The sequence below is a fragment of the Pseudomonas sp. P116 genome (assembly GCF_020149425.1).
Lineage (GTDB): Bacteria > Pseudomonadota > Gammaproteobacteria > Pseudomonadales > Pseudomonadaceae > Aquipseudomonas > Aquipseudomonas anatoliensis.
In genome coordinates, this window is the sequence record NZ_JACVHB010000007.1 from 191,231 (window position 1) to 210,090 (window position 18,860).

Sequence of the window (18,860 nt, forward strand, 5' to 3'; positions counted from 1 at the left end):
TGTGGCAAAGCCTGCCCTGAGTCGTATCTGGATTCCAACAGGGCAACACTCGGGGGTTCTGGATTGCGCCGGCCTGGCAAGGTCAGTGAGTTGATCCGCGAGGCTCACGTATTTTTACCAGGTCGCGGCGCTGGCCTTGGGCAGGCTGAGCTTGCCGCTGTCGACAAAACGCATGGTGCCGAACAGCCCGCCGGCGAGTTTTCCGCGCAGCACGTAGGGCAGGTTGTCGAGGGTTTGTGTCTGGCTCAGGCCGAGGGTCTGGCGCAACACCGAGAACGCCGAAACGCTGACCGGGACGCTGACCACGGTTTCGGAAAACCGCGCGATCGTCCCGCTCTGGTCGCTGACGCCCGAGGCCAGCGCATGGCCGTTGACCTCCAGATCGAGGGCGATGCCGTTGTAATCAATAGCGGTTTCGTTGGGGTTCTGTACGCGCAGTTTGATCGCGAAACGCACTTCAAGATCCTGGCTGGTCAGCGGTTCGATGCCGACCACATTGATGTTGACCGGGTCACGATTGGGAAATAGCGCGCAGGCACTGAGCGACAGCAGAAGGAGTGACAGGATGAAAGCGTGCAAGCGGCGCATAAACAGTCTCTCAACAAAAAAGGGCTGAACCGATTGCAGGCTCAGCCCTTTTTCACAGGCGCAGCTTTTAGCGGTTCAACTGTGCGACAGCCGCAGGCGAAGCAGGTTCACCCTTGGCCGGGACATCCGGGTTTTCCATGACTTGCAGAATAGAAGCTTCCGGATCGAAGTCGTCTTCCTCAAGTTCGATGAATTCTTCCGGCAGGAAGATGTTCAGCACGATAGCGCACAACGCGCCCACGGTAATCGGCGATTCGAAGATATTGCGCAGCGCTTGCGGCAGTTCGCGCAGCACTTCCGGCACGGCGGCGATGCCAAGGCCCATGCCCAGCGAAATGGCCACGATCAGCATGTTGCGTCGGTGCAGGCCAGCCTCGGCAAGGATCTTGATCCCGGCCACGGCCACGGTGCCGAACATCACCAGTTCGGCGCCGCCGAGCACCGGTTTGGGCATCAGTTGCAACACCGCGCCGATCATCGGGAACAACCCCAACAGCACCAGCAGGCCGGCAATGAAAAAAGCGACGTAACGGCTGGCCACGCCGGTCAGCTGAATCACGCCGTTGTTCTGCGCGAAGGTCACCATCGGCATGCTGTTGAACACCGCTGCCATCGCCGAGTTGAGACCATCGGCGAGCAAGCCGGACTTGATCCGGCGGATGTACAACGGGCCTTTGACCGGTTGCCGGGAAATCATCGAGTTGGCAGTCAGGTCACCGGCAGCTTCCAGTGGCGAGACAAGGAAAATCACCGCGATTGGCACAAACGCTACCCAGTCGAAATTGAAGCCGTACTTGAACGGCACCGGCACGCTGACCACCGGCACGTCGGGCAAATTGGCAAAGTCGACGGTGCCCATCAGCCAGGCGACCACGTAGCCGAGGGTCAGGCCGATAACAATCGCGCCCAGACGCAGGAACGGCACGTCGACCCGGTTCAGCACCACGATGGTGCCGAGCACCAGCGCCGCCAGAAACAAATGGCTGGCGCCGCCCAGATCCGCCGCGCCGAAACCGCCGGCGATGTCGGTCATTGCCACTTTGATCAGCGACAGGCCCATCAGCGTGATGATCGTGCCGGTGACCACTGGGGTAATCAGCATGCGCAGTTTGCCGATGAACTGGCTCAGCGCCACTTCAATGAACGCAGCGAAAAAGCACACGCCGAAGATCGTCGAAAGGATTTCATCCGTGCCGCCGCCGCGAGCCTTGACCATAAACCCGGCACTGAGAATCACGCTGATAAATGAAAAACTTGTTCCTTGCAGGCACAACAAACCAGAGCCCACCGGGCCGAAGCGCTTGGCCTGAACGAACGTGCCCAGGCCCGAGACGAACAGCGCCATGCTGATCAGGTAGGGGATTTCGCTTTGCAGACCGAGGGCGCCGCCCATGATCAGGGTCGGGGTGATGATGCCGACGAAACTCGCCAACACGTGTTGCAACGCAGCAAACACAGTGGCGGTCAGGTGCGGGCGGTCGTTGAGGCCGTAGATCAGATCGTTGTTGCGCAGGGCTTTTTCAGAGGCGGTCATGGTGATTTGCGCGCCGTGAGGCGGGGCCGGGTCAGAAAATGGAGGCGCAGGATGCCGGAAGAGAGCGGCGAGGGCAACGCAATAAAACTGCCTGAAAGGTCAGGTTTTATTGGGTGTGGAAGGTTTGAACACAGCCCCGATCCTGTAGGAGCTGCCGAAGGCTGCGATCTTTTGACTTTGGTTGTTCAGATCACAAGCCAGATCAAAGGATCGCAGCCTTCGGCAGCTCCTACAGGGAGTTGGGGTGACTTAAAGGTGTGGGCAAGCCATGGCATACTGCCGCGCATGAATTTCGACTCTCCGCTAAGCGCTTGGCAGCATGCCATCGAGCACAAGGGTTTCATCCAGGATGAAGCTCAGGAGCACGCCGTATGGGCGCTGCAAAAATGCCACGAAGCCTTACACGCCGGTGCCCGCTCGGTCAGCGGTGTGTACTTGTGGGGCCCGGTCGGGCGCGGCAAGACGTGGCTGATGGATCAGTTCTATCAAAGCTTGCGAGTGCCGGCGCGGCGCCAACACTTCCATCATTTCATGGGCTGGGTGCACCAGCGTTCGTTCCAGTTGACCGGCATCGCCGATCCGCTGCGTGCGCTGGCCAAGGAATTGGCGGGCGAAGTGCGGGTGCTGTGCTTCGACGAACTGTTCGTCAACGACATTGGCGATGCGATCATTCTCGGGCGCCTGTTCCAGGTGATGTTCGACGAAGGCGTGGTGGTGGTCTGTACATCCAACCTGCCGCCGGATGATTTGTACGCCGATGGCTTCAATCGCGACCGCTTTGTCCCGGCGATCGCCGCGATCAAGGCGCATATGCAGGTAGTCCCGGTGAATGGCGCCGAGGATCATCGCTTGCATCCGGGCGCGATTCACCAGCGCTACTTTGTCGCCACTGCCGAAGGCACCAGTGCGCTGCGCGAGGTCTTTGAAGCGTTGACGGCCGGGCAATCGGCGAGCGCTGCACCGGTAACGGTCGGCCATCGAGTGCTCAACGTGGTGCAGGCCAGTCAGACGGTACTCTGGTGTCGCTATGCCGACCTGTGCGAGCAACCGTTCGCCGCCATGGATTTTATCGCGCTGTGCGACAACTACCGGGCTATTCTGTTGAGCGACGTGCCTAACCTCAGCGCACAGAAGCGCGAAGGACGCATCGCTCGCGGCACCGAAGACGGCTCCGCGCAAGTGGTGGCGGGGGATCGTGAGTTGCCACAGTTATCGGTGCACGACGATGGCGTACGGCGCTTTATCGCCTTGGTCGACGAGTGCTACGACCGCAAGGTGCCGCTGTACATCGAGGCACACGTGGCGATGGAGGCGCTCTACACCGAGGGCTATCTGCAATTCCCGTTCCGCCGCACCCTCAGTCGCTTGCAGGAAATGCAGTTGCAGCGCTTTGCCGAGGCTTGAAAGAAGAGGGCGCCCACATGAACCAGCCGCTGTCCCATCATCTATTGACCATGGCGTATCAAAACGCCTGGGCCAACCACCGACTGGCCAAGGCCTGGGCGCAACTCGGCGACAGCGACCTGTCGGCCCCTCGGGTGAGTTTTTTTCCGAGCCTGCGGCTGACCCTCAACCATATCCTCACCTGTGACTGGTTCTACGTGGATGCGCTGGAGCGCGAACTGCGCGGGGACGAACCGCATCCGGACTGCTACGTGTTTTTCAACGCCGACGAACCCTTTACCGACCCACTTCCATTGCGTGAGGAACAGGCCCGTGTCGATCGCCGGCTGATCGCTTATTGCGAACAACTGCGCGATGCCGATCTGGGCCGGCTCGTCACCATCGCCCGCGAGACGCCGCAGCACGACAGTCGCTTGCGCATGCTTTCGCACCTGTTTGAGCATCAGATTCATCATCGTGGGCAGGTGCATTCAATGCTTAGCGATACGACCGTGAAACCGCCGCAACTGGATGAGTTTTTCTGTGTCGGTGAGGCTGGATTGCGCGCCGGGGATTTTGCTGAACTGGGCTGGACCGAGGAACTGATCTGGGGTCGTTGACCTACAAAAGATCGCAGCCTTCGGCAGCTCCTACACCGATCTCCTGTAGGAGCTGCCGAAGGCTGCGATCTTTTGTTCTTTTGCTTTTCTTGCAGGTTGTCTGCCGCCCCGCGCTCGCGCTAAGGTCAACACAGCCTATCAGCAAGCACTTTGCGCGCCGGGGCTTTTGTGTTCGGGGATGGAAATGGATTCCGCAGAAATTCTTGTGCTTCAGGCCAGTTACACCAATCCACTGCATGCCGAGGCCATCGGCGTAGTACTCAATCACTATGCAGAAGACCCCATGGGCGGCGAGCAGCCGATCGACCCTGAGTTGCTGCGCCGACTGCCCGAAGAGCTGGCGCGCCGGCCGCACGCCTTCAGTGTGCTGGCATTCGTCGGCGGCGAGCCGGCAGGGCTGGTGAACTGCTTTGAGGGGTTTTCCACCTTCGCCTGCAAGCCCTTGGTCAACGTCCACGACGTGGCGGTGATGAGCAAGTTTCGCGGTTTGGGGTTGAGCCAGAAAATGCTCCGCAAGGTCGAGGAAATCTCCCGTCAGCGCGGCTGCTGCAAGATCACCCTCGAAGTACTGGAAGGCAACGCCGTGGCACAAAACGCCTACAGCAAATTCGGCTTTGCGCCAGGCATGTTCAACCCGGATCACGGGCGCATGCTGTTCTGGATCAAAGACCTTCAGGCATAAAAAAGGCGCCCGAAAAGGGCGCCTAACTGTCATCTCCCAGGCCGGAGCACAGCCGTGGGAGGTCCATCGGTTGCTCGGTAAAAACTCAGTTGCGGTAGGACTCGGTCACTTGCGCCGTCTGATCGGCGGGAACCCGAATCTCTTTCGCGCTGGCGTCGCTCGTCTGTTCGCTTTGCGCGTGATGGACCGGGAAGTTGTCGTAGTAATGGCGCATACGTTCGGCGCCTCCTTCAGCGAATACGCTGGCGGAACCGAGGGCGAGTAGCCCGGCAAGCATTGCGGTAGTGATTTTCATGGTGCCTCCTACTGAACAAGTCGGAGCCGTTCGTCCATGAAGCAGATCTCGCAGGCAAGTCTGTGCCGAGCGAATTAACGCGGGGTTAACAGCAAAATGTGGCGAGGGGATTTATCCCCTCGCCACAGATAAATCCCCTCACCACAGATAAATCCTAGTCACAGATAAATCCCATCCACAGTTGAATCCCGACAGCAGATACAGTCTTCACCCATGACATTTTCCTTCAACACAACTTCCTGTGTCAGAAGGGAGTAATCAGGCGTCGTGTCAGAGCTTCCAGTCTAGGCTCAACGTGACCGTGCGCGGATCGCCCCAGTAGACGCCATTGTAGAAGCCAACGTTCTCGTAGTACTTCTTGTCGAAAAGGTTGTCGACGTTAAGCGAGGCCGAGAGGTTTTTGTCGATGGCATAGCGCGACATCAGCTTGACCACGGTGTAGGCGCCCTGGTGGATTTTGGTGTTTTCGGTGATGAATGCACCCTCGGCATCGCGGCCGACCGGGCGATTTGAATCGCCGAAAATACGGCTTTGCCAGTTCACTGCACCGCCGACAGTCAGCGCCTGCCATTCGCCCGGCAAACGATACGCCGTGGAAACCCGCAGCATGTTCAGCGGCTGGTCTTCATTGGTGCGTTGTTGCTCACCGTTGGCCGAATGGGTGTAGGTGTAGCCGGCGGTCATGTTCCAGCCGTTGCTGATTTCGCCCGAAACCTCGGCTTCGAAACCGCTGACCTTGTTGCCTTTACCACCGGACTTGTAAAACTGTTCGCGCGTGACGGGATCTGGCGGCACCGAATTGTCGACCTCGGCAACGTTGTCCTGCTTGCTCCAGAACAGCGCCGTGGCGACGTTGAGTCGCTCTTCCAGCAAACTGCCCTTCAAACCGAGTTCGTAGTTGCTGCCAACCACCGGGTCAAGATATTTGCGGCTGCTGTCGCGGTTGCTCTGCGGTTTGAAAATATCGGTGTAGCTGACGTAAGCGGTGTACTCCGGCGTCAGGTCGTAGAGCAGGCCGGCGTAGGGTGTCCAGACGTCATTTTGTTGCTGACGGGTTGTTTCAACGCGGGTCAATTGCAGGTTTTTGTCATAGTAGTGATCGGAATTTTCACCTTCCCAACTGCCGTAACGGCTGCCAATCACGGCGTGCAACTGGTCGGTCAGGCTCAGGCGCGTAGCGATATAGCCAGCCTTCTGCCGCGTGCTGCCCCTTGAGCCGGTCAGTCCGGTGACGGTGTCGGGAAACTTGCCGATGCTACCCATGTACTTCCAGTCGCGGATCGTACCGTAGTCGTCCGGTACGGGACCGTCGACGGTCTTGGGGGAGTAGGAGCGGTGCTCGGCTTCGCCATAGCCAAACATCATCTCGTGCTCGCGGCCGAACAACGAATAGGGGCCCGAGAGATTGAAGTCATAGACGTCCATTTTCTGCGTGCCGACCATGTGCGATGTGTAAGCGATCATGCCGCTGCGGTCCGCCTCGGGAAAGCCTGCGCCGCCGTAGTAGACCTTGCCGTCGATATCGCTTTGGCGATGGGTGTAGGCCGCTTTCAGGTGCCAGCCACCTGCCAGTGCCTGATCAAGGGTGGCGAAGGCGGTTTTATCCTTGAGCGGCCACGAGCTCCAGGAAGTCGCCATATTGGTCGAGCGGCCGAGCCCGGCCTTGCCGCCGTCGGCGTTCCAGTAAGGCACGGTGCCCCACGCCGAACCTTGCACCTGTTTGTCCTGATAGTCATAACCCACGGCGAGCACTGTGGAGTCGGTCAGGTCGGCCTCAAGAATCCCGTAACCGACCTCCCGTTGCAGTGCGTACTTGTCGCGAAACGACTGGCTGTCGCGATAGGCCAGAACGGTACGCCCGCGCAAACGGCCATCGAAGGCCAGCGGGCCACCAACATCTACGTAACTGTAGTAATCGTCGTAGCTGCCACCGCTGACCCCGGCCAGCGCCTGAAGTTGGGCGGTCGGGCGTTTGCGCACCATGTTGATGGTCGCCGACGGATCGCCCGCGCCGGTTGTCAGGCCTGTGGCACCGCGCACCACTTCAATGCGGTCATAAATGATGGTGTCGGCGTCGGACTTCATCCGGTCGAACGTGTTGAGCATCCCGTCGATCTGGAAATTGTTGATCGAATAACCCCGGGACGAATAGCTGACCCGATCCGAGTCCAGGTGCTGGACCACCACGCCAGTGGTCTGGCTCATGACTTCGGACAATGTACCGAGCTTGAAATCATCCATCTGTTGGCGGGTGACCACGGACACCGACTGTGGCGTTTCCTTGATCGACAGGTTCATCCGCGTGGCGGTGCTCATGGCGCCGGTGGTGTAAGCGTGGGTGTTTTCGGTGCTGCTGCCCAAGCCTTGGGCGGAGATGTTGGTTGTTTCCAATTGCATAGCCGGGGCTGCGGGCTCCGGTGGTTTTTCGAGTTCGGATTCAGCCAGCAGATCGGTGCTCAGGGCGGCTCCGCAGAGGCCGAGGGTGAGGGTCATGGAACGGGTGATGGGGGTCGCGAACATCGCAGCCGACTCCTTGTCTTCGAGGGGAAAAAATCCGTTTGTTCAAAGACGAGGCGGGGCACTGCGATTTAGTATCAAACGCGAAATACTTTCATTTGTAAATGTTGCAGGCATGAAAAAGGGGCCGGTTTTGGCCCCTTTTTCTATGTCACTTTTGTACGACTTTCGGCTCTGCGCCCGCGACGGGTTTGGGCTTCATCAAGCTGAAATCGATCAGCGCCCGTTGTGCCGTTTGATACGGATCGCCGATCAGCAATGGACGAGCTTTGAAGCTGTCGCTGACCACGCTTTTGCTGCGGTCCAGTTCATCGAAGCTCAAACCGGCCAGGTCTGCCCAGGTGTGGATCAGATGCGAGCTGCTGTACGGTCGCTGCAAGTCACCGGCCAGGTTCCAGTCATGGTTTTCGCGCCATTTCGGCGAGGCCCAGGCCATGAACGGAATGGTGTACATCGGTGCGGTCGGTTTGCTTTCGTTACGGCCCAGGGTGTTGTGGCCCACCGAGTCGAACACGTCTTCGCCGTGGTCCGAGAGATACAGCAGGAAGCCATTCGGATCGGATTTGGCGTAATCCTTGATCAGGCTCGACACGACAAAGTCGTTGTACAGCACGGCGTTGTCATAGCTGTTGTAGGTCGGTACCTGATCGTCACGCACACCCGGTGGTACACCGTTGCGGTCCTTGAACTTGTCGAAGGTCGGCGGATAACGGTACTGGTAGCTCATGTGGGTGCCGAGCAAATGTACGACGATCAGCTTGCGCGGTGCCGCATCGGCCAGCGCCTTGTTGAACGGCTCGATCACGTCGCCGTCGTACTGGGCAGCGTTCTGGTTGCGGTTGTTGTTCAGGTACACCTGCTCGTCGGCCTGTTCGGAGAACGTCGTGAGCATGGTGTTGCGCTTGGTCATGGTCTGCTGGTTGGTGATCCAGAAGGTCTTGTAACCCGCCTGTTTCATCATGCTGACCAACGATGGCGTGGACAGATACAGGTCCGGGTTTTCTTCGTCAGCGAACGTCAGAACCTGCTGCAGCGCCTCGATGGTGTACGGGCGAGGGGTGACGACGTTGTCGAACACCGCCAGTTGATCCTTGAGTTTGTCCAGTTCCGGCGTGGTGTTACGCGGGTAGCCATACAGGCTCATGCGCTGACGGTTGGTCGACTCGCCGATTACCAGCACAAGCGTTGACGGCTGATCGGCGCCGGCAGCCTTGAGGTTATGCAGCGGCGGGATCTTGCTGGCGCTGTGCAGCATGCCCTGCATGTCTTCCAGGGTGTCGAGGTAACGGTGGTAAGCCACAACCATTTGCCATGGCACCGCCGGCTCGATACGGGTTTCGAATTTCTCGAAGCCTTGAGCGAAAGTACCCATGCGCAGCGTTTGCTTGACCAGCGGATAACCGACAACAGCGATCACGATAGCCGCGGCGGCGACCATTGCACGGCCACGGGGCATGTACACCGGGCGCAGGCGAGTCCACAGAAAGTAAGCGAATGCGGTATGCGCGAGGAACGCCGCGACCATCCACCAGGCAAAGTACTGGGTCATGTACTCGCCGGCTTCAGACACGTTCGACTCGAACATGATGAAGATGACGCTCTGGGAGAACTCCTGCTGATAAATGAAGAAGTAACCCAGGCTGGCCATCGAACAGGCCCACAGCACCACGCCGATCAGGGCGGCAAGCAGTTTTGTGCGTTTGGGGAATAACAGCATGGGTGCCAGCCAGATCGCGCTCATCACGAACGCTTGGCGAAACCCCGTGAAACCGGAGGTGCCGGTTATCTGAATCAGCAGTTGGGTAATGCCGGAGAAGTACCAGAAGAACACAAACAGCCAGAGGAAACCGGCCCAATCGAAACCTGCCGCAGTCGTTTTGCTGCGTTTGAACAATGCCATTCGGCGCTCCAGCTCACTCGTTACAACTACCGCCGGAACATCCATGAAACCGACGAACGGACGCCGTACGCGCAGGTACGGCCAGAATGCGGCGCAGTATCACGAAGGGAATGTGAAAGTTTTGTTAATCGGCGCGCTTGTCTATGCAAAAGCGGCCAGAGGTGCATCGTGTCGGGAACAGCGTCGGCTGTTCCCGAAAATAGCGGGGAATATCAGGCGTGCGGGTGACGCTGGACAACCGGCAGCGGTTTGGGCTGAGCACCCTGGGTCAGCGCGCGCAGTTGCGCCAACTCCTGCTTCAATTGGTCGCGCTCGTCTTTCAACTGACGCAATTCATCGCGACGAATCGTGACGTACAGGGTTTGTGGCGGCATTGCTGTGTGTACTGTGCCCATTGCTCACCTCGCAAATGGTGTGTCTCAACTGTAAGTAGCCCCCTTTTTTGGGGTGCTGACTTACTATCGGCAGCAATTTTGTTTTCTTTTGCCTCCAAATGGAACTTTTTTATTTTTCATGGTCGGTGTGTCTTCGACAGGTTTGAGGGCGTTATCAGTCTAGATCGGGCACAATGCCCGGAAACTTCATCCCGGTGCTCTGGACTAACCTCCATTAGTCGCGTTGGGCTATACCTTTTGACACACATTATTTGTAGTAAGGAGCATCAGCACATGCAACTCGGGATTATTGGACTGGGCCGTATGGGCGGCAATATTGCGCGGCGTCTGATGCTCAACGGTCACACCACCGTTGTTTTCGACCGCAATACCGCTTTCATCGATAACCTGGTCGCCGAGGGCTCCACGGGCGTTGCCGATTTGCCGGCACTGGTTGCAGGCCTGGCCAAACCACGTGCCGTGTGGGTCATGCTGCCGGCCGGCGCGCCGACCGAAGACACCATCGAAACGCTGAGCAACCTGCTGGAAGCTGGCGACACCATTATCGACGGTGGCAACACCAACTATAAGGATGACATCCGCCGCGCCAAAACCCTGGCCGAGAAGGGCCTGCACTACATCGACGTCGGCACCTCCGGTGGCGTCTGGGGCCTGGAGCGCGGTTACTGCATGATGATCGGCGGCGATGCCGAAACCGTAAAACGTCTCGACCCGCTGTTTGCCGCATTGGCGCCGGGCATGGGTGATATTCCGCGCACCAAGGACCGCAAGTCCGATGACCCGCGTGCCGAGCACGGCTACATCCACGCCGGTCCCGCCGGTGCCGGGCATTTTGTGAAGATGATTCACAACGGCATCGAGTACGGGATGATGGCGGCCTTCGCCGAAGGTTTTGACATTCTCAAGACCAAATCCAGCGAGCGTCTGCCGGAAGATCAGCGTTTTGATCTCAACGTGGCTGACATTGCCGAGGTCTGGCGTCGGGGCAGCGTGGTGTCGTCCTGGTTGCTCGACCTGACCGCCGACGCGCTGGCCAGCGACCCGAAACTCGACGGTTTCTCCGGCTCGGTGGCCGACAGCGGCGAAGGTCAATGGACCATCGAAGCCGCCATGGAACAAGCGGTGCCGGTACCGGTGCTGTCGAACTCGCTGTTCTCGCGCTACCGTTCGCGCGGCCAGGGCACTTTTGGCGACAAGATTCTTTCGGCCCAGCGCTTCGGCTTCGGCGGCCACGTAGAGACTGCGAAAAAATGACCCATACGATCCGCAGAAAATCCAAGGCAGAACCCGCACCACCGACCACGCTGTTCCTGTTCGGTGCCCACGGTGACCTGGTCAAGCGCTTGCTCATGCCCGCGCTGTACAACCTGAGTCGCGACGGCTTGCTTGATGAGGGTCTGCGGATCGTCGGCGTTGACCACAACGCCATTACCGATGAAGCCTTCGCGCAAAAACTCGAAGACTTCATCCGCACCGAAGTGGCGGCGAAGGTCGGCAAGGGCGATCAGATGCTTGATCCGGCCTTGTGGGCCAAGCTCGCCAAAGGCATTAGCTACGTCCAGGGCGACTTTCTGGACGACAGCACTTATTCCGCGCTGGCGGCGAAAATCGCCGACAGCGGCACCGGCAATGCGGTGTTCTATCTGGCCACCGCGCCGCGTTTCTTCAGCGAAGTGGTGCGCCGTCTCGGCAGCGCCGGTTTGCTTGAGGAAACCCCCGAAGCATTCAGAAGAGTGGTGATCGAGAAGCCGTTCGGCTCCGATCTGCACACTGCCGAAGCACTGAACGCCTGTTTGCTCAAGGTCATGTCCGAGAAGCAGATCTATCGGATCGACCATTACCTGGGCAAGGAAACCGTGCAGAACATTCTGGTCAGCCGGTTCTCCAACAGCCTGTTCGAGGCATTCTGGAACAATCACTACATCGACCACGTTCAGATTACCGCCGCGGAAACCGTTGGCGTTGAAACCCGTGGCAGTTTTTACGAACACACCGGCGCGCTGCGCGACATGGTGCCCAATCACCTGTTCCAGTTGCTGGCGATGGTCGCCATGGAACCTCCGGCGGCGTTCGGCGCCGATGCGGTGCGCGGCGAGAAGGCCAAGGTGGTCGGCGCCATTCGGCCATGGACCGTGGAAGAAGCGCGGGCCAACTCGGTTCGCGGGCAGTACAGCGCCGGCGAAGTGGGCGGTAAGCCACTGGCCGGGTACCGCGAAGAGGCCAACGTCGCACCCGACAGCAGCACCGAAACCTACGTCGCGCTCAAGGTGATGATCGACAACTGGCGCTGGGTTGGCGTGCCGTTCTACCTGCGCACCGGCAAACGCATGAGCGTGCGCGACACTGAAATCGTCATCTGCTTCAAACCGGCGCCTTATGCGCAGTTTCGCGACACCGAAGTCGACGAGTTGCAGCCGACCTACCTGCGCATCCAGATCCAGCCCAACGAAGGCATGTGGTTCGATCTGCTGGCCAAACGGCCCGGTCCGGCGTTGAACATGGCCAACATCGAACTGGGTTTCGCTTACAAGGATTTCTTCGAGATGCAGCCGTCGACCGGCTACGAAACACTCATCTACGACTGCCTGACTGGCGATCAGACACTGTTCCAGCGCGCCGACAACATCGAGAACGGCTGGCGCGCCGTGCAGCCGTTCCTTGACGCCTGGCAGCAGGATGCGAGCGTACAGACCTATGCCGCCGGTGAAGACGGCCCGCAGGCTGCCGAAGATCTGCTGACTCGCGATGGTCGCGTCTGGCATGGTCTGGGATGAGCGAGCCTATCCGTTTTCTGTTGAGCGATATGGACGGCACGCTGTTGCTGCCCGATCACAGTCTGAGCCAGCGCACCATCGACGCCGTTCGATCGTTGCGCGAGGCGGGCGTGCTGTTCAGCCTCGCCACTGGCCGCCCGCCAAAAGCCATGCTGCAGCAGATCGAAGCCCTGGGCGTCGACCTGCCGACGGCGGCATTCAATGGCGGCACCATCGTCAATCCGGACGGCAGTCTGCTGGTGGCGCATTACCTGCCGGCGACGACCGCACTGATTGCACTGGCGACCTTCGCGGACCAGCCTGATGTTGAAGTCTGGGTGTTCAGCGGCGGTGACTGGCTGCTCAAAGACCCGAACGGGCCGATGGTGCCGCGCGAGCAGCATGGCCTCGGTTATCCGCCGGTGGTGGTGGAGAGTTTTGAACCGTATCTGGAGCGCATCGACAAGATCGTCGCGACCAGTAACAACACCGAATTTCTGATCGAGCTGGAAGCGCGCCTGTTGCCCAAGGTCAACGGCATGGCGCAAGTCTCGCGTTCACAACCGGTGTACCTCGACGTCACGGCGCTGGAGGCGAACAAGGGCACCGCGCTGGCAACGATTGCTGCGCATCTCGGTTTTGCGCTGGAACAAACGGCGGCAATTGGTGATGGCGGCAACGACCCGGCGATGTTCCATTGCGCGGGGCTGTCGATTGCCATGGGGCAGGCGGAAGAAGCGGTGCGGCGTCAGGCCGATGTGGTTACCGGCGCAAACACTGAAGACGGTGTGGCCCAGGCGATCGAGAAATACATCCTCCCTCGCAAGCCCTGAATCACCGAAACCCTGAATCACGGAACCCCTGTAGGAGCTGCCGAAGGCTGCGATCTTTTGATCTTTTTTTTAACAATCAAGATCAAAAGATCGCAGCCTTCGGCAGCTCCTACAGGGAGTTGTGTTTACAGCCAGTAACTCACCGCATACCAGCCCAACAACCCCATCACCACGGTGTAAGGCACTGCCATCCAGACCATCCGCCCATAAGACAACCGCACCAGCGGCGCAATTGCCGACGTCAGCAAAAACAGAAACGCTGCCTGACCATTCGGCGTCGCCACGCTCGGCAAGTTAGTGCCGGTGTTGATCGCAATCGCCAGCGTCTCGAAATGCTCACGGCTCATGTGGCCGGCGAGAAATGCCTGCTTCACTTCGGTGATGTAGATGGTCGCGACAAACACGTTGTCGCTGATAGCCGATAGCAGGCCGTTGGCGATAAACAGCATGCCCGGTTGTTGATCCACCGGCAGCGCCAGTACCCACGTGATCAGCGGCACAAACAGCTGTTGATCGTGAATCACCGCTACCACGGCAAAAAACACCACCAGCAATGCGGTAAACGGCATGGCGTCCTTGAACGCACTGCCCAGACGATGCTCATCGGTGATTCCGGTAAATGCGGTAATCAACACAATCACCATCAAACCGATCAGGCCGACCTCTGCCACGTGAAAGGCCAGGCAGCCAATCAGGATCAGCGCGGCGGCGCCTTGCACCAGCAGCGCAGCGCGCTGGCGTGCGGTACGTTCAGCGTTGTCTTCGGCGGCGTAGTTGGCCAGTACGGCGCGCACGTTGTCCGGCAGCAGGGTGCCGTAACCGAACCAGCGCAGTTTCTCCAGCAACACGCAGGTCACCAGGCCCGCCGCCAGTACCGGCAAGGACACCGGTGCGACTTTCAGGAAGAACTCCGCAAAATGCCAACCCATTTCATGGCCGATCAGCAGGTTCTGCGGCTCGCCCACCAGCGTGCAGACGCCGCCAAGCGCTGTACCGACCGCGCCGTGCATCAACAGACTGCGCAGGAACGAGCGAAATTGTTCCAGGTCGGCATGGTGCAAAGTCGGCAGGTTTTGGTCGTCGCTGAATTCGCTGTCCTGGCGCGGATCGTTGCCCGAGGCCACCCGGTGGTAGACAGAGTAAAAACCTACCGCTGCGCTGATGATCACTGCGGTCACCGTGAGGGCATCGAGGAACGCCGAGAGAAACGCCGACAGAAAGCAGAACATCAGCGACAGTATCGCTTTGGAGCGCACGCCCAACAGCAGACGCGAAAACAGATACAGCAGCAGGTCTTTCATGAAGTAGATGCCGGCGACCATAAACATCAACAGCAGGATCACCGGGAAGTTGTGCACCAGCTCATCGTAGAGCGCCTGCGGCGTGGTCATCTTCAGCAGCAGGGCTTCGATCAACAGCAAACCACCGGGCATCAGCGGATAGCACTTGAGGGCCATGGCCAAGGTGAAAATGAACTCGATCACCAACAGCCAGCCCGCCGCGACGGGGCCGACGGTGAACAGCACCAGCGCATTGAGGATCAGGAAACCGACGATGGTCGCCTTGTACCAACGTGGCGAGTGCCCGAGAAAGTTGTGCGCGAACGCCTGGGCGATTGAACCGGACATCGGTTGCTCCTTGTATTCTGAAGCGCGCAAGTTGCCGGATGTTTCAGCCGAGTTCAAGTTCTAACTGCTGGATACGGTGTCCTGTAGGAGCTGCCGCAGGCTGCGATCTTTTGATTTTAGAAACAAGATCAAAAGATCGCAGCCTTCGGCAGCTCCTACAGGGGCGTAATTGTGCCAGGTAAAATTTATTGATTTGTGTAGCGCGCAACCATCGCCCGGTAGTTGCCATCCAGCGAATAGCCGCCGACCAGTATTGAACCGTCTGGTTGCACGGCCAGTGAGTTGGCCGTGTCAAGGCTGCGGCCCAGGCGTGTGCGCAGCCAGCCGCGGCCATCGCCGAAGCTTGGGTCGAGGCTGCCATCGGCGTGATAACGAGCGACGATGAAGTCTGCCTCGACACCGCCAATGGTTGCTCCCACCGCGATCATCCGACCGTCTGCCATGCGTTGTGCGGCGCTCCATTGACAGCCGCTGGGTCCGATTTCGAGCAGTTGCGACTGGCCATTGCCGATGTGCGAGTCCGGGCGACCATTAGAGTGCAGGCTGAGCGTGAGGCAGCGGATCGGGTCGCGACTGCTGCCGAAACAGTGCAGCGATTCGGTGGATTCAAGGATCTGACTGACCAGTGCACTTTTGCCTTGGGCGGTGAACGCCATGAAACCATCCACTGCAAAGCGTTCATCAAGACAACCATCGGGCAGGTATCGCGCCAACAGACCTTGCTGCGGAAAGTCGATCGAACCGCCAACCACGATCCGCCCGTCAGCCTGCAACAACAGACTGCTGAGCCAGGTATTGAGCAGCAAATGGCGGATCATCACGAAGCCGCGACCGTTGAAAGCCTCATCCAGACAACCATCGGGTTTGAGGCGAATCAGCATCCCGGCGTGATCGGCAAGTTCGAAATGATGGTTGGCGATCAGCAGAATATGCCCGTCGTCCTGAACCGCGAAGTCGCAGGCTTCGGCACCCGGTACACCGGGCGGGAGCCAGCTATCGCGGGTGCCCATGGACAGGTCGCCCGGCAGACGCACGACTTGCCGGCCGTTGTCGCCGAACGTTTGATCCGGATTGCCTTGCGCATCGAACAAGGCTAAGGCGGGCAAAGTGCGATGGCTGTTTTCATAGTGCAAACCGGCCAGCAGGATGCGTCCATCGGCCAGTGCCTGGACTTTGCCGGCCATCGCTTCGAAACCATGGGTAAACGTGTCAATCACGCTGCCGTGGTTGCCGAAGGACAAATCAGCAGAACCATCCGCGAGCAACCGCGCCAGACCGAAACGGCTGCCCTCGGCAACGCCGACTTTCGCCGCCACCAGAGTCCGACCTTGCGCATCGAGCGCAACATCCCCGGTCAGGCTGGACAAACTGCCGGCGAAATACACCTGAGCAACGCCGCGGAAGGCGAAGGTCTGGTCAAGTTGACCGGCATTATTCATTAAGGCTGGGAGCGCAAAGGCGTTCAGGGTGGACATGCACGCATCTCCTTGCGAGTTGACCAAGACCGCAAACCGGCTGGTAACTGCATGAGCGGAACATTCAAAACCTGAACTGAGGGAAGTACAACTGTAAGAACTAACAGGTGGAGGGTCGCACTGTGCCAGAACAGTGTCTTTTTGAACCGAATGCAAGCGTGCCAAGCAATTACGCCTGAGCGTATTGCCGAAAGTTGTACAAAAGTATCGAGGATTAACCAGAAACAGCAACTAACAAGAGTAGGGCGGATGACCAGGAAGTCATCCGCGTCACCCGGTTATCAGTGCGGCATCGACCAGGATTGCAGCGTGTAACCTTCGTCGCTCAATTCAGCACGAGCCTGCTGCAGCAGTTGCTCAAGTTGTGCCGGATCGGAGTAGGCGCTGCTTGGAATCTGTTTGCGACCGATGTGGGAGTTGGTGCGGTCGATAACGGTCAGGCTCAGTTCGCCATTGCCGTCTTGTGGCGCCCAGGCCACGCACTGGAAAGGCTTGAAGGCGTGGTTGGCAATCAAAAGTGCTTCGTTGATACGGAGCGGGGCGGTCATGGGGTCTTCTCTCTGTAGTGCCCAATCAAGTGATGTGCCGTCGGTTGGGCTTACCGTTCGGCTGGTTACTTGTACTGATGCACGCAACCCCGGAGCAGGTCACACTCTTGGCAAAGAAATTTCGACTTTCTTTCATATACCCGGTTTTAAACCGGTTTTGAAAGCTTGGCGAAAGCTTATTAACTGGGATTCATCCAGACATAAGTCGATAGCTAACTAACAACTGCAGTTCTTATAACGAGTTTGCTTGTACACCTATAAGCAATCGATACAAGGCGCTGTCAAAATCTTGCTAATGTTACAGCCAGGTCTGCCAAATGACTGTTTTTTCAACCTTTTCCTAAAATTTGGCGCCAAGGAACAGTCATGAGCGAAGCGCCTGCGTTACGACGTTTATTGGTGGTCGATCCGTGCGACGACTGCCATCGCCTGTTACCCGGTTTGCGCGCGGTAGGGTGGGATGTCGACAGTTGTACCCTGGAAAACGCTGCCGACCGCACCTGTGATGTCGGGCTCTTGCGTTTGCAGCCCTTTCATCTGGAGCGACCTGAAGCCGTCAAGGAACTGATCAGCCGCAGCGGCACCGAATGGATCGCTGTGCTCAATCAGGAAGTTCTGCGTTTGCAGAACGTTGGCGACTTCGTTTGCGAATGGTTTTTCGATTTTCATACCTTGCCGTTCGACGTGTCGCGGGTGCAAGTCACGCTCGGTCGGGCCTTCGGCATGGCGCGGCTGCGCGGGCAGGGCACGATTCACGTGGATCAGCCCGAGCATGAACTGCTCGGCGACAGCAAACCGATCCGCGAACTGCGCAAGTTGCTCAGCAAACTGGCGCCCACCGAATCGCCGGTGTTGATCCGTGGCGAAAGCGGTACCGGCAAGGAGCTTGTCGCGCGCACGCTGCATCGCCAATCCCAACGCCACAGCAAGCCATTTGTGGCGATCAATTGCGGGGCGATTCCCGAACATCTGATTCAGTCCGAGCTGTTTGGCCACGAAAAAGGTGCGTTTACCGGCGCTCATCAACGCAAGGTCGGGCGTATTGAGGCGGCCAACGGTGGCACGTTGTTTCTGGATGAAATCGGTGATCTGCCGCTGGAATTACAAGCCAATCTGCTGCGTTTTCTGCAGGAGAAACACATCGAGCGGGTCGGTGGCAGTCAGCCTATTGCGGTGGATGTGCGCGTTTTGGCGGCGACCCACGTCGACCTCGAGGCGGCAATTGAGAAGAAGCGCTTTCGTGAAGACCTGTATTACCGGCTCAACGTGCTGCAAGTCGTCACCGCGCCGTTGCGCGAACGGCATGGGGATCTGTCGATGCTGGCCAACCACTTCTCACATTTCTACAGCCACGAAACGGGCCGCCGGCCGCGCAGCTTCAGCGAAGATGCGTTGATTGCCATGGGTAAGCATGACTGGCCCGGCAATGTCCGTGAACTCGCCAACCGCGTTCGTCGCGGCCTGGTGTTGGCCGAAGGTCGGCAGATCGAAGCGCGGGATCTGGGGCTGATCAGCCAGCATTCGATCGCCACGCCCATGGGCACCCTGGAAGACTACAAGACCCGCGCCGAACGCCAGGCCCTGTGCGATGTGCTGAACCGGCACAGCGACAACCTCAGTATTGCCGCCAAAGTGCTTGGGGTTTCGCGGCCTACGTTTTATCGGCTGCTGCACAAGCATCAGATTCGTTAGTTAGATAGCTCAAAAGC

General features: G+C 58.7%; 16 protein-coding genes. 7 read left to right on the plus strand and 9 right to left on the minus strand.

Features of this window, described 5'->3' with window-relative positions; translation table 11 throughout:
- Positions 1–114: 114 nt before the first annotated feature.
- Together ICA15_RS22745 and ICA15_RS22750 are read right to left on the minus strand one after the other, a co-directional pair.
- Positions 115–588, minus strand: coding sequence for an LEA type 2 family protein (locus ICA15_RS22745; protein ID WP_150603128.1), 474 nt, complete (start codon positions 586–588; stop codon positions 115–117).
- A gap of 67 nt (positions 589–655) precedes the next feature.
- Positions 656–2,122, minus strand: a complete 1,467-nt coding sequence (locus tag ICA15_RS22750) for a nucleobase:cation symporter-2 family protein (protein WP_150603127.1) — start codon at positions 2,120–2,122, stop codon at positions 656–658.
- 285 nt (positions 2,123–2,407) lie between these two features.
- On the opposite strand from ICA15_RS22750, the gene zapE reads away from it, so the two are divergent.
- From zapE to ICA15_RS22765, 3 genes are all read left to right on the plus strand, one after another.
- Positions 2,408–3,526, plus strand: a complete 1,119-nt coding sequence (gene zapE, locus ICA15_RS22755) for a cell division protein ZapE (RefSeq protein WP_210554711.1) — start codon at positions 2,408–2,410, stop codon at positions 3,524–3,526.
- Between the two features lie 17 nt (positions 3,527–3,543).
- Positions 3,544–4,125 carry a DinB family protein gene (locus ICA15_RS22760; RefSeq protein ID WP_210554712.1) on the plus strand — a complete coding sequence of 194 codons (582 nt, stop codon included), beginning with the start codon at positions 3,544–3,546 and terminating at the stop codon, positions 4,123–4,125.
- Positions 4,126–4,309: 184 nt separating this feature from the next.
- Complete coding sequence (locus ICA15_RS22765) at positions 4,310–4,807, plus strand: GNAT family N-acetyltransferase (RefSeq protein ID WP_150603124.1); 498 nt, start codon at positions 4,310–4,312, stop codon at positions 4,805–4,807.
- 85 nt (positions 4,808–4,892) lie between these two features.
- Here ICA15_RS22765 and ICA15_RS22770 read toward each other — a convergent pair whose 3' ends face one another.
- From ICA15_RS22770 to ICA15_RS22785, 4 genes are all read right to left on the minus strand, one after another.
- Positions 4,893–5,102: a hypothetical protein gene (locus tag ICA15_RS22770; RefSeq protein ID WP_150603123.1), complete on the minus strand. Its 210-nt coding sequence runs from the start codon at positions 5,100–5,102 to the stop codon at positions 4,893–4,895.
- Positions 5,103–5,372: 270 nt separating this feature from the next.
- Positions 5,373–7,622, minus strand: a complete 2,250-nt coding sequence (locus ICA15_RS22775; RefSeq protein ID WP_210554713.1) for a TonB-dependent siderophore receptor — start codon at positions 7,620–7,622, stop codon at positions 5,373–5,375.
- A gap of 148 nt (positions 7,623–7,770) precedes the next feature.
- Positions 7,771–9,519 carry a phosphoethanolamine transferase CptA gene (locus ICA15_RS22780; protein WP_210554714.1) on the minus strand — a complete coding sequence of 583 codons (1,749 nt, stop codon included), beginning with the start codon at positions 9,517–9,519 and terminating at the stop codon, positions 7,771–7,773.
- 212 nt (positions 9,520–9,731) lie between these two features.
- Positions 9,732–9,914 carry a DUF6026 family protein gene (locus ICA15_RS22785; protein ID WP_064391122.1) on the minus strand — a complete coding sequence of 61 codons (183 nt, stop codon included), beginning with the start codon at positions 9,912–9,914 and terminating at the stop codon, positions 9,732–9,734.
- Positions 9,915–10,187: 273 nt separating this feature from the next.
- Here ICA15_RS22785 and gnd point away from each other — a divergent pair, with 273 nt between their 5' ends.
- From gnd to ICA15_RS22800, 3 genes are read left to right on the plus strand one after another with little or no spacing between them, the layout of a single operon-like run.
- Entirely contained in the window at positions 10,188–11,168 is a 981-nt protein-coding gene (gene gnd / locus ICA15_RS22790) for a phosphogluconate dehydrogenase (NAD(+)-dependent, decarboxylating) (protein WP_150603120.1), read from the plus strand.
- Complete coding sequence (gene zwf / locus ICA15_RS22795) at positions 11,165–12,688, plus strand: glucose-6-phosphate dehydrogenase (RefSeq protein WP_150603119.1); 1,524 nt, start codon at positions 11,165–11,167, stop codon at positions 12,686–12,688. Before gnd ends, zwf begins: the two co-directional genes overlap by 4 nt.
- A complete protein-coding gene (locus ICA15_RS22800) occupies positions 12,685–13,500 on the plus strand; it encodes an HAD family hydrolase (protein WP_210554715.1) in 816 nt (271 codons plus the stop codon). The genes zwf and ICA15_RS22800 overlap by 4 nt, the downstream gene beginning before the upstream one ends.
- Positions 13,501–13,625: 125 nt before the next feature.
- Here the strand turns inward: ICA15_RS22800 and nhaB are convergent, their stop codons facing one another.
- The 3 genes from nhaB to ICA15_RS22815 all read right to left on the minus strand — a co-directional run bounded on the left by nhaB (position 13,626) and on the right by ICA15_RS22815 (position 17,151).
- Positions 13,626–15,128 carry a sodium/proton antiporter NhaB gene (gene nhaB, locus ICA15_RS22805; RefSeq protein ID WP_150615712.1) on the minus strand — a complete coding sequence of 501 codons (1,503 nt, stop codon included), beginning with the start codon at positions 15,126–15,128 and terminating at the stop codon, positions 13,626–13,628.
- A gap of 185 nt (positions 15,129–15,313) precedes the next feature.
- Positions 15,314–16,603, minus strand: coding sequence for a hypothetical protein (locus ICA15_RS22810; protein WP_210554716.1), 1,290 nt, complete (start codon positions 16,601–16,603; stop codon positions 15,314–15,316).
- 281 nt (positions 16,604–16,884) lie between these two features.
- Positions 16,885–17,151 carry a hypothetical protein gene (locus ICA15_RS22815; protein ID WP_095188991.1) on the minus strand — a complete coding sequence of 89 codons (267 nt, stop codon included), beginning with the start codon at positions 17,149–17,151 and terminating at the stop codon, positions 16,885–16,887.
- Between the two features lie 366 nt (positions 17,152–17,517).
- Between ICA15_RS22815 and ICA15_RS22820 the strand changes: the two genes are divergently transcribed.
- A complete protein-coding gene (locus tag ICA15_RS22820; protein ID WP_150603115.1) occupies positions 17,518–18,843 on the plus strand; it encodes a sigma-54 dependent transcriptional regulator in 1,326 nt (441 codons plus the stop codon).
- Positions 18,844–18,860 lie beyond the last annotated feature (17 nt).